At 57.4% G+C, this 12,859-nt stretch carries 10 protein-coding genes and 1 pseudogene; 9 read left to right on the top strand and 2 right to left on the bottom strand.

Annotated features, from left to right (window positions below):
• From HMPREF2919_RS01955 to HMPREF2919_RS09260, 4 genes and pseudogenes are all read left to right on the top strand, one after another.
• Positions 1-762: LLM class flavin-dependent oxidoreductase (locus tag HMPREF2919_RS01955; RefSeq protein WP_070665994.1), on the top strand; the 762-nt coding region annotated here is incomplete at its 5' end.
• A 195-nt stretch (positions 763-957) separates the two neighbouring features.
• Positions 958-1,317 (top strand): Cd(II)/Pb(II)-sensing metalloregulatory transcriptional regulator CmtR, encoded by a 360-nt coding sequence (locus HMPREF2919_RS01960; RefSeq protein ID WP_005504697.1) that lies wholly within the window; start codon positions 958-960, stop codon positions 1,315-1,317.
• Complete coding sequence (locus HMPREF2919_RS01965; protein ID WP_005508275.1) at positions 1,314-1,964, top strand: cation diffusion facilitator family transporter; 651 nt, start codon at positions 1,314-1,316, stop codon at positions 1,962-1,964. The genes HMPREF2919_RS01960 and HMPREF2919_RS01965 overlap by 4 nt, the downstream gene beginning before the upstream one ends.
• Positions 1,965-2,002: 38 nt before the next feature.
• Positions 2,003-2,089, top strand: a pseudogene (locus HMPREF2919_RS09260) (luciferase); the annotation flags it as partial.
• A gap of 220 nt (positions 2,090-2,309) precedes the next feature.
• Here the strand turns inward: HMPREF2919_RS09260 and HMPREF2919_RS01975 are convergent.
• Both HMPREF2919_RS01975 and HMPREF2919_RS01980 read right to left on the bottom strand, forming a co-directional pair.
• Positions 2,310-2,858: a pyrimidine dimer DNA glycosylase/endonuclease V gene (locus HMPREF2919_RS01975; protein ID WP_012902938.1), complete on the bottom strand. Its 549-nt coding sequence runs from the start codon at positions 2,856-2,858 to the stop codon at positions 2,310-2,312.
• Positions 2,859-2,860: 2 nt separating this feature from the next.
• The gene (locus HMPREF2919_RS01980; RefSeq protein ID WP_246824037.1) at positions 2,861-4,612 is read right to left on the bottom strand and encodes a DUF7059 domain-containing protein; all 1,752 of its coding nucleotides are present in this window, start codon (positions 4,610-4,612) and stop codon (positions 2,861-2,863) included.
• A 144-nt stretch (positions 4,613-4,756) separates the two neighbouring features.
• Here HMPREF2919_RS01980 and HMPREF2919_RS01985 point away from each other — a divergent pair, with 144 nt between their 5' ends.
• The 5 genes from HMPREF2919_RS01985 (at position 4,757) to HMPREF2919_RS02005 (ending at position 12,624) form a co-directional block, all read left to right on the top strand.
• Positions 4,757-5,215: a pyridoxamine 5'-phosphate oxidase family protein gene (locus tag HMPREF2919_RS01985; RefSeq protein ID WP_044145909.1), complete on the top strand. Its 459-nt coding sequence runs from the start codon at positions 4,757-4,759 to the stop codon at positions 5,213-5,215.
• A gap of 357 nt (positions 5,216-5,572) precedes the next feature.
• Positions 5,573-8,389, top strand: a complete 2,817-nt coding sequence (gene topA, locus HMPREF2919_RS01990) for a type I DNA topoisomerase (RefSeq protein ID WP_070593785.1) — start codon at positions 5,573-5,575, stop codon at positions 8,387-8,389.
• A gap of 235 nt (positions 8,390-8,624) precedes the next feature.
• Positions 8,625-9,596 (top strand): Ppx/GppA family phosphatase, encoded by a 972-nt coding sequence (locus HMPREF2919_RS01995; RefSeq protein WP_070593783.1) that lies wholly within the window; start codon positions 8,625-8,627, stop codon positions 9,594-9,596.
• Between the two features lie 130 nt (positions 9,597-9,726).
• Positions 9,727-11,322 (top strand): hypothetical protein, encoded by a 1,596-nt coding sequence (locus HMPREF2919_RS02000; protein WP_049355340.1) that lies wholly within the window; start codon positions 9,727-9,729, stop codon positions 11,320-11,322.
• Between the two features lie 201 nt (positions 11,323-11,523).
• Positions 11,524-12,624 (top strand): hypothetical protein, encoded by a 1,101-nt coding sequence (locus HMPREF2919_RS02005; protein ID WP_049347125.1) that lies wholly within the window; start codon positions 11,524-11,526, stop codon positions 12,622-12,624.
• Positions 12,625-12,859: the final 235 nt, after the last annotated feature.

The raw sequence follows: 12,859 nt of genomic DNA on the forward strand, positions 1-12,859 counted from the left end.
TACGAAAACCCGCTCTACATGGCTGAACTTGCCGCCATGGCAGACCTCATTGCGGCGGGCCGACTGCAGCTCGGTGTCTCCCGCGGCTCGCCCGAATCCGTTATCCGCGGCTTTGAGAGCTTCGGCTACTACCCGGCAGAAGGCGAAAACGAGAGCGATATGGCGCGCCGCCACCTCGATATTTTCCTCAAGGCAATTGAGGGTGAGGGCATGGCGCCCAGCGCTCGCGTGGCGGGCAAGTACGCCCCGATTCAGCCGCAGTCGCCGGGTCTGCGCGACCGCATCTGGTGGGGCGCGGGCACCGATAGCACCGCCGTGTGGACCGCGCAGAAGGGTCTGAACCTCATGTCCTCAACCCTGATGCTGGAAGATAAGGGTATTCCCTTCGATCAGCAGCAGGCGCAGCAGATTCGCCTCTTCCGCTCCGAGTGGGTGAAGGCGGGTAATTCGGGTGTTCCGCGTGTTTCGGTGTCCCGCTCGGTGTTGCCCGTTATCGACGAAACCTCGGCGCGCTACTTCGGTCGCCGCGCTTCGGAGGACTCGCAGGATTACACCGGCATTATTGACAACAGCTTCTCCCGTTTTGGTCGCAGCTACATTGGTGATCCGGCGGATATCGCCGAAGAGCTCGCTCGTGATGAGGCGGTTCAGGCGGCAGACACCGTGCTGCTGACGATCCCGAACCAGCTGGGTGTGGACTTCAATCTGAAGATGCTCGACGCAATCGTGAAGGAGATCAAGCCCGCGCTGACCACTAAGTAAAGCCCCTGAGGTGAAGATTCCGCAGAACCTTCTGCGCTAGCAGAGTTTCGCGCCAGCGTGCCGCCGTCGCTTCCGTGATGGGCGGTGGTCGCTGATGAGCGCGAACTCTGCCGCCTCCCGAGGGCAAGGGCGCGGAGCACGTGCGGCAGTCCGCGCAAGTGGACAATTGGTCAGTTATCACTGTATAGTCATCGTATGCTGACTATTGCTTCACACCTCGACGTTATGAACCGGCTCGGCCGCGCCATGGCCGACCCGACACGTTCCCGGATTCTGATGACCCTCCTCAGCGGCCCGAGCTATCCAGCCGTGCTCTCGCGCGAGCTGGAACTGACCCGCTCGAACGTGTCCAACCACCTGACCTGCCTGCGCGATTGCGGAATCGTCGTCGCCGAGCCCGAGGGCCGCCAGACGCGCTACGAGATCGCCGACCCGCACCTCGCCGCGGCACTGACGTCCCTGATTGACGTCACGCTCGCGGTGGACGAGGCCGCGCCGTGCATCGACTCGGAATGCTCGGTGTCGGGCTGCTGTGGAACGGCGGCGGGAGCATGAGCGAGACCCTGACCACCGCGCGCCGCGCGATGCTGCACCGGCGCGTCCGCTTCATCGTTGGCTTCACGATCACGTACAACGTAATCGAGGCAATCGTCGCAGTCTGGGCAGGCGTCCTCGCCTCGTCCGCGGCTCTCATTGGCTTCGGGCTCGACTCGGTTGTTGAGGTACTCTCGGCCGCGGCCGTCACCTGGCAGTTCACCCGCAAGGACCCTGAGCGGTGGGAAACGGTCACCGTCAAGGCCATCGGCATCGCGTTCTTCGCGCTGGCGGCCTACGTCTCAATCGACGCGGTGCTGGCCCTGGTCGGCCAGGAGGGCCCCGACCGCAGCCCGCTGGGTCTCGGTATCACCGCGCTGAGCCTGGTCGTCATGCCTCTGCTGGCGTGGATTGAGGTCCGCACCGGGCGGGAGCTGGGCTCCAAGAGCGTGATGGCCGACGCCAAGCAGCTCATCCTGTGCATCTATCTCTCCGGTGCGGTGTTCATCGGCCTCGTCCTCGACAGCCTGTTCGGCTGGTGGTGGGCTGACTCGGTCGCGGCGCTGGTCGTGGCGGTGCTCGCGGTGCGCGAAGGCCTGGAGGCCTGGCGCGGCGACGTCGAGTCGCCGTTCGAAGTGCTAGAGGACCTCGAAGACGAGGACGACTGACCCGTCACCCGACGATGAAGAGCCAGTGCTGCAACCCAGACATGCGCTACGAAAACCCGCTCTACATGGCTGAACTTGCCGACATGGCCGATCTCATTGCGGCGGGTCGACTGCAGTTGGGTGTGGACTTCAACCTGAAGATGCTTGAGGCAATCGTGAAGGAAATTAAGCCCGCGCTGACCACCAAGTAAAGCCCCTGAGGTAAAGACCCCGTGCCAAGCTGTTTCCAGCGCTCTGTAATGCGCTGAGATGAGCTTGAGCCATACATACAGCGATGCCCCGGCAGGCACCCGCAAGGGTTCCGCCGGGGCATTACTATGCTCACGTTCTTAGAAATCCTTCTGTCTAAAAGTCTTTCGTCTTTTCCCAAGGCTCAATAGCCCCCGGAACCACCTCAAACAGCGGATGCGCACACGCCGCCAGCTCGCCGCGCGCCGCCAGGCGCTCGCTCAACTGGTGCTCCCACTCGGGGTCGCGCCCAGCCACCTTGTGCTGTAGGAAAGCAAGCTCGTACTCCAACTGACCCAAAGAAACGGGAATACGCGCGACCGAAGCGTACGGGTTTTCTGCCTTGTCAGCGCAGTTTTTATCGGTACCGTTTTTGCCTGCGCTATTTTCGTTTGTGCTATCTTTGCCCGCATCGTCTTCGCCCGCGCCAATCAGTGCGCGGTTGAACGAGTAGCCGCGGGCATCCGCCTCATCCGCCAGCCCGGACAGGTAAGCGGCAACCGCCTCCAGCGGCTGCGGGTGCGCGCGAAAACGAATCAGCTGCGGATGGTTCGTGTACCCGCGAGTCAGGCCCCGCAGAACCTTCTGCGCCAGCAGAGTTTCACGCCAGCAGGCGACCAGGGCGCGCCGATCGAGCAGACAGGGGTGAAGAGACCAAATACGCACGCCTAGCCCTGCGCTTCTGCAGTGCTCTCGTCAGCCGATGCTGCGCCCGCGTGCTCGTCGCTAAAGTGCAGGAAGCTCTTGAGCACCAGCTCGCGCACCGCGTGCAGCAGGGTGTCGCGCGGATGCTGCTCCTGCGTACCGCGTGCCGCGGCGGCAGCCTCGTCGTATTCGGGCCAGGACAGCAGCATGGCAAGAGCCGCCACAATCTGCCCCACGGCAAGCTCACCATCGCTTGCCGAGGCAAAACCAGCCGTCTCGGTGGAGAGCAACTGGGTGCGGCACAGACCCGAACCGGCACGCAACAAAATGACGCTGGGATGCTCGGCGCCGGGGCGGCCGTGGCGTTCCTCGGTGACGTCCTCGGCGACCTCCAGGTGCGAGGTAAGGAGCGCCTCATCGTCCATGGCGGCGAGGCGGTCGTAGCGGCGCACGGACTCGGTGAGGGCGCGGGCGATGGGTTGCTGAATCGGGTAGGTGATTTCCTCGAAACGCTGCAGGGGCTCGGTCACACCTGCCGCGGTCGCCTCGGTCGGGCGGCGCAGCCATATCATGCCGAAACCAATAGAATGAACGTTCCGGGAAGCGAAGTCGTTCAGGTACGCCACGTAGGTCTGCTCGTAGTGGCTGCGGTCGCGGTTCTCGCTCGCATCCTTCAACCAGGTCTCCGCGTAGGAGGCGGGGGTCAGCGCCTCACGCTGAATAAACCACGCCTCCGCGCCGCCGTCGGCAACCCAGGTGCGCGGGCGCTCATCCCACGGGCGCGGTGCATCCGGATTCTCAGAATCGCGAATAATTTCCCAGTTGCCCAGCATCTGCGCGCGGCCACCGGGCACCAGCACCGACGGCAGCTGACGCACCATCGTGCTCACAATTTCGTCACCGGGCAGGCCGCCGTCGCGGTAGGTGAACTGTTCCTCGGCGCTCTCACCGGCAACGCGCGGGGTAATCACGAACGGCGGGTTCGAAACCACCAGGTCGAAAAGCTCACCGGCGACCGGCTCCAGCAGGGAACCTTCACGCAGGCTCACGCGCGCCTGCGGGTTCTGCGGGTCAATATTGAGTGCCTGCGCGTTCAGCAGCAGGTTAAAACGGGTGAACGCCAGGGCACGCTCCGAAATATCAGTGGCGGTCACGTGCTCGGCGTGAGCGAGCAGGTGGAAGGTCTGAATACCGCAGCCGGTGCCCACATCCAGGGCACGCTTGACGGGGGTGCGCTCGGTAATCTGCGCCAGAGTCAGGGAGGCGTGACCAATGCCGAGCACGTGATCCTTGCGCAGCACGCCGGGGCGCTGATGCGCACCCAGGTCGGCGGCAACAAAGATTTCGGTGCCGTCATCGGCGGCGTGCGGGCGCAGGTCAACGCTCGCGGACCAGCGGGTAGAATCCGCAGCGTCGCGCTCAATCAGCGCGGCATTCTCGAAGTCAACCAGGGTATCGCCGAAAACCTCGGCTGCCTCAGCCTCGGTGAGCGGGCGAGCCAGCAGGAAAAACGCCAGCAGATGCGCCAGGTTCTTCTCACTCGCGCTGTAATCGCCGCGCAGAATGTGCTCCACACGCCACAGGCCCGGAACTACTTGGTCGCGAGCCATCGCCTCAGCCGCCTCAACACCGAGCAGCTCCTGCACAGCGTCATAGCTGTAGTTCAACGCCAGCAGGCGTTCACGGATGCGGGTCAGGCGGGCGTAATCATCGCTGCGGGGAGCATCCGCAACGGCGGCGTACTCGGGAGCGAAAGAGGCGGCAGAAATAGTCATGCACACCATTCTACGCACCCGCCGCATCTGCCCGGGCGCGCCCACAGCGTATAGGCGGCAGCGCAATGACACAGCCCCGACCCACCCACTGACCAAAACCGTCATCTGCGCAAGAGCACCCACCCCATCGCATACACTGAAACCATGAGTAACCTGTACCCCGATGAAAGTATCAGCGTCGACAAGTGCTGGGAGCGTCTGCACGCGAACACTCTCGGCCGCCTCATCCTCACTGACGGACAGCACGTCGATGTGCTGCCCGTGCTCTACGCCGTCGCCAGCCAAGACGACAAGCAGGAAATCTACATCCGCACCACCCGCGGTAACAAGTTCTCCTCCGTGGTGGTTAGCCGCCGCGTCGCCTTCGAAATCGACGAAACCCTCGAAGACGGCATCCGCTCCGTCATCGTGGTCGGTATCGCCCACTGGCTGCCGCCGGAAATGACCCCGCAGATCGTGCGCACCTTCGACCTGCCCGACTCCGAAACCCACGAAATGCAGTGGGTGCGCATCGCGCCGCAGACCGTGTACGGCCGCGAATACCCGCTATTGCCCGCATACCTGGACGGCACCCACCCCGACTCGGACACCCTCACCAGCTAGAAAACGCAGGTGCGCGGGTGCGGTGCGCCCCAGTGCTATACCCTGCATGAGTTCCGTACACCCGCCCTGCGCACACACCACCACTCCGGTACCGTATGATGTACCGAGTACCCTGCGCACTCGTGCAAGCTCAACACGCCCGGTTCACATCAACTAGAACCGTGCCAGCTCGCCTCGCGCCGGGCCGCCGCGCGCTCGCCGCATGAAACGCACCGAGCGCACCACATCAACCCAACATAAACTACACCCCTACCGATCACCTCACCCCGCGTACACCACACCCCGCCGGCGCCCACAAGCGCCAGCGTAGGTTATGGTTGAATACGTAGCTTTTCAACACACAGATAGAGGAGTGCCGTGCCCGCTCAGGCAAAGACCGGAAAAGCCCTGCTGATTGTGGAGTCTCCCTCCAAGGTCAAAACCATTAGCAGCTACCTCGGCGAGGACTACCTCGTCGACTCGTCCATGGGCCATATCCGCGACCTTCCGCAGCCCTCCGAACTGCCCGAAAACCTCAAAAAGAGCCCCGTCGGCAAGTTCGCTGTCAACGTTGAAGAGAACTTCGAACCCTACTACGTGGTCAACCCCGACAAAAAGAAAAAGGTCGCCGAACTCAAGCGCAAGCTCAAAGAAGTAGACGCGCTCTACCTGGCAACCGATGGTGACCGCGAAGGTGAAGCCATCGCATGGCACCTGAAGGAAGTCCTCAAGCCCAAGGTACCCGTCTACCGCATGACCTTCCCCGAAATCACCCGGGAAGCCATTCAGCGCGCCTTCGGCGAACTGCGCGACATCGACCTGCACCTGGTCGACGCGCAGGAAACCCGCCGCATCCTCGACCGCATCTACGGTTACGAAATTTCCCCCGTACTCTGGCGCAAGGTAGGCCGCGGCCTCTCCGCAGGTCGTGTGCAGTCCGTCGCAACCCGCCTCGTGGTTGAGCGCGAACGCGAACGCATGGCATTCGTCGCCGCCAACTACTGGGACCTGACCGGACGCTTCCTGACCGCAGCCTCCGAAGGCTTTGACGCCAAGCTGGTCGCCGTAGACGGCAACCGCATCGCCACCGGCAAGGACTTCGCCGACAACGGCACCCTCAACACCTCCAAGGTCACCCACCTGACCGAGGAAGCCGCCCGCGCGCTCGCCGCAGCCCTGCAGTCCGCCGCGTTCTCGGTACGCTCCGTTGAGACCAAGCCGTACAAGCGCCGCCCGGCAGCGCCGTTCACTACCTCCACCCTGCAGCAGGAAGCCGCACGTAAGCTGCGTTTCTCCTCCCGCGTGACCATGCAGGTGGCGCAGCGCCTCTACGAAAACGGTTACATCACCTACATGCGTACCGACTCGGTGGCACTGAGCGAGCAGGCAATCTCCGCTGCACGCCGCCAGGCATCCGAGCTGTACGGCGCAGAATTCGTGCCCTCCGCACCGCGCGTGTACACCTCCAAGAGCAAGAACGCGCAGGAAGCCCACGAAGCAATCCGCCCCGCCGGTGACACTTTCCGCACCCCGGACGCCGTGCGCGGCTCCCTGTCCAACGACGAGTTCCGCCTCTACGAGCTGATCTGGAAGCGTACCGTCGCCTCCCAGATGGCTGACGCGACCGGTTCCACTGCCTCCGTGCGCCTGGGCGCCGTGGCATCTAATGGCCAGGACGCCGAGTTCGCAGCATCCGGTACCGTCATCACCTTCCGTGGCTTCCTCGCCGCCTACGAGGAGGGCGTTGATGCATCCCGCGTGGCTGAGCGTGAGGCGAAGGACGCTGAGAAGCGCCTGCCGAACCTGACCACCGGCGAGGCACTGACCGCCGAGGCGATTGAACCCGCCGGCCACGAGACCCTGCCGCCTCCGCGCTACACCGAAGCGTCCCTCGTGAAGACCCTGGACGAGCTGGGCATTGGCCGCCCGTCCACCTACGCGGCGGTTATTTCGACCATCATGGACCGCGGATACGTGAACGTTCGTTCTGGTTCGCTGATCCCGTCCTGGATCGCGTTCTCCGTGGTGCGCCTGCTCGAATCCAGCTTCGGCCCCTACGTGAACTACGAGTTCACCGCACAGATGGAAGAAGACCTCGACCGCATCGCACGCGGCGAAGAATCCCGCGTCGAATGGCTGGGCGAGTTCTACTTCGGCGGCGGCTCCAAGCGCGGCCTGAAGCCCATCGTCGACAACCTCGGCGAGATTGACGCCCGCAGCATCAACTCCATCCCGATCGCGGACGGCATTGTGCTGCGCGTGGGCAAGTTCGGCCCCTACCTGGAAGCCGAAGGCACCCTCGACACCGAGACCGGCGAACTGACCGAACCGATCCGAGCGAACGTACCCGCAGACCTGGCACCGGACGAACTGACCGAAGCGAAGGCACGCGAACTGCTCGAACAGGGCAAGTCCGACGGCCGCGTGCTCGGCGTTGATCCGGTCTCCGGCAACCAGATTGTGGCACGCGACGGCCGCTACGGCCCCTACGTCACCGAAGTTATCGAAGAGATGACCGAGGAGCAGATCCAGGCGTACCTGGACGCGCAGCCGACCGAATACTACAAGAACGGCAAGCCCAAGCCGAAGAAGAAGCCGAAGCCCGCCAAGCCGCGCACCGCGTCCCTGTTCAAGTCCATGGACTTGGCGACCGTGACCCTGGAGCAGGCGCTGCAGCTGATGAGCCTGCCGCGCGTGCTCGGTACCGACGCTGAGGGGGTGGAAATCACCGTGCAGAATGGCCGCTTTGGCCCGTACCTGAAGAAGGGCACGGACTCCCGCTCGATTGGCAGCGAGGACGAAATCTTCACGATTACGCTGGAGCAGGCGCTGGAGATTTACTCCCAGCCGAAGCAGCGCGGTCGTGCGGCGGCTAAGCCTCCGCTGGCTGAGCTGGGCGTGGACCCGGTCAGTGAGAAGAAGATCGTGGTGAAGGACGGCCGCTTTGGCCCGTACATCACCGACGGCATTACGAACATTACGGTTCCGCGTGCGGAGTCGGTCGAGTCGCTGACCCACGAGCGTGCGGTGCAGCTGCTTGCGGACAAGCGCGCGAAGGGCCCGGTCAAGCGTAAGACCGCCGCGAAGAAGACCACCACGGCTAAGAAGACGACTGCTAAGAAGACGACCGCAAAGTCTACTACCGCGAAGAAGACGACCACTCGTAAGACCGCGGCGAAGAAGACCGCCGAGTAGCTCTTCTACCTGAAGGCGCAGGATGCGTCCCGAAACCCCCGCGTGGGGGAGGGGCGCCTCCTGCGCCTTTCGCATGCCCGAGGAAGGTTTTTATACCCGTGCCGTGCTGATGTTGGGCATCCGCCCGGATTGTTTGCGGAGCGAGCCGCGCCTCTGACAGACTGGAAGAGGCGCCGCACCTGCGGTACTGCACACAGACAATATCCCGCCGCGGGGCGGGGGAGGGGAGCGCATCGTGCGCCTGGGAGTTCTGGATGTCGGGTCGAATACGGTCCACCTGCTACTGATTGACGGCAGCCCTGGAGCGCGCCCCGAACCGTACGCGTCGCACAAGATTCCGCTGCAGCTCGTGCAGTACCTCGACGCTGAGGGCAATATTTCGCAGGAGGGCGCGGACGCGCTGACCCGCTTCGTGACTAGCGCCCGCGACTTCGCGATCGAGAATGAGGCGGAGGACCTGCTGGCGTTCTCCACGAGCGCTATCCGTGAGGCGGGTAATGGTGCGGCGGTGCTGCATCAGGTGCGTGAGCAGACCGGCGTGAGCCTGAACGGTATTTCGGGTGATCAGGAGGCGGCGATTACGTACTTTGCGGTGCGCCGCTGGCAGGGCTGGGGTGCGGGCCGCATCCTTGATTTTGATATTGGTGGCGGCTCGTTTGAGTTTTCGACGGGTACGAATGCGTTGCCGGATGCGGCTATGAGCGTGCCGTTGGGTGCGGGCCGTCTGACGCGTGAGTTTTTTGATGAGCAGCCGCCGAAGCCGAAGCAGGTGAAGCGTCTGCGTAAGTATGTGCGTGAGCAGATCGCCCCGGTGGCGGAGAATTTGCTGCGTTATGGCGCGCCGGATATGACGGTGGGTACGTCGAAGACGTTCCGTTCGTTGGCGCGTATTTGTGGTGCGGCGCCGTATTCGGCGGGCCCGCATGTGAAGCGTGAGATGCATTTGCAGGATTTGCGCCTGTGGACTCGTCGCATGGAGGCGATGACGGTGTCTGAGCGTAGCGATTTGCCGGGTGTTTCGAAGGCGCGTGCGGAGCAGATGCTGGCGGGCGCTATCGCTGCGGAGGCGGCGATGGAGGCGTTTGGGATTGAGACGATGCGCGTGTGCCCGTGGGCGCTGCGTGAGGGCCTGATCTTGAAGCGTATTGAGCATCTGGCGGAGGGTACGGGTACTCCGGTCAACCCGAAGACCCTCCTGGGTGCTTAGTCGATGCGTGACGTGGCCGAATAGCCGCAACGAACCCCGCAGGCTGGTGCGTAATGGGCACAGCCTGCGGGGTCACAGCTTTTCTTATACATAACCCGCCGATAAAGATGTAGGAAAGGAACATTCACCGATGAAAATTCAAGAAGTTATTGACGAAGTCAACAACACATGGGGCGAAGAGCACGAAGAAAAAAGTAGAAAAATATTTTGGGATAATGTTGTCCGGAATCCATTTTTTATATTTATTGGAACAACTTTAATGTATTTATCGACTTTGATATTTGCTTTTTTGTTTTTGTTGTTTGGAAAAGTTAATGAGTTTTGGATTAGCGTGTCTAATGTTTTCTTTAATTTACCCTATTATTTGCTTGATTTAAGGGTCGGGATTATTCCATCATTTGCAGCCCTTTTGTTGAGTCTTTATTTGGGTATTGGAAAATCTGCAGATGTTCATGATGGGATTTCCGGTGATGCGCGCCGAGTGGCATATCAAAAATTTGCTCGAATGTTTGGGCGTATTATATTTGTTATATTTATAGTGAATTTTTGGTATGGATTGCTCGCTGGATATATTCAAGGCACCGCATATTCTTTTAGTTTTTTAGATAATCTGAAATTAAACCCTGGTTGGGGATCCGCGATTGTATCCGGCGATATTGATCTTTCGCGCTATAGGGATATTCCTTTATGGACGCTACTTTTGTTTGCGTGGTTTACACTGTCCGCGGCTTTATTGTTGACCCATAACGAGAAAGATGTCTTAATTCAAAATATAGTTTATACGCGCAGAATTAATTGTATGCGTCAGATATACGAAAATACTACACCTAATATCTACAAAATCGCTCGAAAAATCTTTGATGATCAATGGCGCGATCGTGTACTGCATGCTAAGGGTTGTAAAAATGAAGCTGAAGATTATGCGTATGGAGATAGGTTTACTCTAGATAGTGGCTACCCAGGGTTTAAATTTGGCATTCCTTCCTGGCTGTATTTATTAAATAAAAATATTTTATTCGTGGCGTTTTCTTGGCTCTTGATTTTAGTGGTGTCGATAACTGTTCTATATTGGAACTTTGGAATATCTGAACTATGTGTTTGTGGGATTGTACTTCTGGTTTTTGTTTCGCTTTTTGAGGTGCTCTTTCGGGTGTCGAACCATCATTATTTGTATAGGGATGTGTATAAAGAGAATCTTCGGCTTGTCAGTGGGGTGGGTAAACTCTTTGAGGCTGTTAAATTCTCCTACACTGAGATTCTTGGATTCTATATGAGGGTTCTCGTATTTATTATATTTCTTTTGCCTGAGTTATATTATCTGGTAACTTATATGAGTGACCTTGATGGGAAAATTAGCGCGGTAGATTTCTTCGTTGTTTTGGGACTCCTTATGGTTCCAGTAGTTTTTGTATATATTCTTTCTTTTGCTCTGAAGATTGCAATATTTAAGATTTTTAGAACTGAACTTAGGGTGCACTCTAGTAGGTGTTTTATTTTGCGTTTTGATGGAGAGTTGGTTTCGCCTGAAGGTTTGAATGATAGGGATTATATTCTAATTGCTTATGTCTACTGCTTAATGCTTAGGATTAATAAATTCTATTTGAGCTATAAAAATGAGGGTAGGAAAGTAGAAATATTATCTAGTCCTTTAAAGTATTCTCCTATCCGTTATAAGTATTCTAGAGTAGTTAATTATAGGAGTCCAAAAGCTCTCCGTCGTAAGTAGTCTCCAGTTTTCGCAAGGGTAAAGGTCGAGAAACCACCTGCGACATCAAGTTTTCTAAGGTTTTTGGAGGGTGAGAATTTATATAGTTTAGAAAATGTTTCTACGGGGAGAAGCTCAGTAAATTTAATATGGGAGCTATGGGAAGTTTAAAATTTTTGTCATAGTAATTAACTGACAATACTAGGAAAGGAGTAATCATCGATGATGAAGCAAATGCTATTAGCGCAGATGATAACCGAAGGAGCTGAAGCTACACAGAGTTCTAGCGCGTTGCCGTGGGGAACATGGATACCTTCTGTAATTGGTCTTCTTGGGTCACTTATCGTTGCATGGTGGAGTGGTCGAAAGATTGATAAGCAGATGGAGCTGTCAAAACAAGCTACTCCCCCTGAACTGACTCGTTATAAGACTTGGCTTGAAGTATCAGAGGTATTTAAAAAACTAGAAGGTGTCAAGGACACGGGTACACTAGCCGATTCGAAAGAGTATCAGGAAATTGAAGCTTCTCGGAAAGTTGCTCTTGAGCGTGCTGTGTGGGAGCGGAAGGTGATTTCTGAATGTTCTAATATTCAGGCTCAAAAGCTTGTAATGGAAATCCCGGAATCAAAAATATATGAAATTCATAACCCGGATATTTATCGAGGAATTGAACTTTCTGTAGATTCTTATATAAAGCCAAAAGCTTCTGGTATCCTGTGGCTTATTCCCCTATCGATGCTTTCTTTATTCCCAATCTTGACGGTGATAATTTCGGGTGGTAGTTCAGGAGATAGGAAATTTGCTGTTATCTTTTTGTTAGTTATGCCCATCCTTCTTTTTCCTATGTTTCGTCATCTTGCCCCAAATCAATATAGTGGAATCTTTGAAGCTAACTATTTCCTTAGGAAAACGAGGGTTGAGGTTTTATTGGATAGGCGTAAATCTAATGATGTCAATAATTGTGAACCTATCTTTCATAAGGTTGATAAGTATTGGGAAAAATGGTATCGAAGGGAGGGGCTTCGGTATGCATCGTTTTATGATACCTGGGCTGAAAATATCCACTGCCCGTGGGAAGGGAAGTGCTGGGCAGGAAGGGTGTGGCATAAGGTCTGGTGCTACTTTTTCCCCGGAATTTATGTAAGAACGATTTTTAAACCTAATATTCTTAAAGCTTGGGGTTCTTATAAAGAGGAAAGTCTGAACGTTGATTTGGGGCAGAAGAATAAAGATTCCTCCTCTGAGCTTCATGGAAATAAAGACGCTCAATCACTGAAGTCTGATGCCCTAGAAGAATCCGATCCTACGCCTCCTCAAGGGTAAGCACTGAGAAACCACATGTGTTTCGAGCAGCCACATCATAAGTGGCTTCTGGAAACACATGTAGCTTCTCGCTATGGGGCTGTAACTTGTGCAGAATTTGTGCCATGGTTTTTAACTACCACTAAAGACACTAACCTATGGCACAAATCCGGAACTCATGACCGAATCTCCGGCTGCGCCAGGTAGGTGAGAGTCGGTTATAGGCTATGACTTAGCCTTTTTGTCGATAGGTTAG

The sequence above is a fragment of the Rothia sp. HMSC068E02 genome (assembly GCF_001813565.1).
GTDB lineage: Bacteria > Actinomycetota > Actinomycetes > Actinomycetales > Micrococcaceae > Rothia.